At 49.3% G+C, this 1,010-nt stretch carries 1 protein-coding gene; it reads right to left on the reverse strand.

Going from position 1 to position 1,010, the window contains the following annotated elements:
• The coding region (locus tag BIZ39_RS22015; RefSeq protein ID WP_187448144.1) for a Tn3 family transposase at positions 1-1,010 on the reverse strand (1,010 nt) is incomplete at both ends.

Consider the following 1,010-nt stretch of genomic DNA (forward strand, 5'->3'; position numbering starts at 1 on the left):
GTTTCGAATTTCTGACCATCCGCACTGGCGTGCAACTGGTCCTCCTGAATATGGTAGTGGCGGAAGATGGGTAATGAAGCCACCGCATTATTGATCACGTCGCTGGCATCATGCAGCGTTTCAGGTCGGATATAGTTAGCCTGTACTGTACTCAGGTGTTCATAACTGCGGTCGGAGATCTGCGCCATACCATACACACCACGGTGAGTGGCGTTAGCAATCAGAATGGCCAGTAAATCATCCTGATGAGTAGTTCCCTGTTTTTGTATTGGCAGCACATGTGTCAGGCTTCGCATGAACCCGGTTTCGCGCTCAACATACCGCAGGACATCCGCGATACCGACTGGCTGCATTCGCTTAAAGAAGGGATTGTTGACCAGAGATGTAGCGCCTTTTGTTGGCAGGTGCCAGCGGGTGCCCGAGCGATTTTTCATGATTACATTGCGATTATCTCCCTCATCAATATGGCGCGCCACGTCTTTGAGCGCGCTTTCCAGTCGATGTTGTTTCTCCTGTAACAATGCGTCAACAGGTTGTTTTAGTCTGTCCAGTGTTGATGAGGCCAGCAGTGCATCCTGCGATGTTTGGGGGATCAGGTCGTCTTCCAGTGCCCGGTATTTGGTGACATTTGACAGATAAATACGTCCGTTCAGTCGTGAAGTTAACTGCCGGTAGAGCAGCCATTCATAACGTTGCGGATTAACGTTATCCTGTTTCACCAGCCATGGGAGGTGCTTTTTGGGGATAAGCGACGTATCCATTGTCATCAGTGATTCACCGGATACGATTTCCGTTTGCATCTTTTGAAGTTGGGCGACGACGGCTTCTGAGCCTTTACCGGCCTCACATTCAAGGTACAGGAACACTGGTCTTAACAACTGTTCCAGAAGGTTTCGTTGTTCGTCATAATATTGCCACTGGTACTCTTCCACGGTCCGTTTCTGTTTTTTCAGGTAAAGGCAGAGGGTCTGGATATCCCTGTCATTCATGACCTTCAATGCCTGTTGTCT

The sequence above is a fragment of the Alteromonas sp. BZK5 genome (assembly GCF_014349115.1).
Lineage (GTDB): Bacteria > Pseudomonadota > Gammaproteobacteria > Enterobacterales > Alteromonadaceae > Alteromonas > Alteromonas macleodii.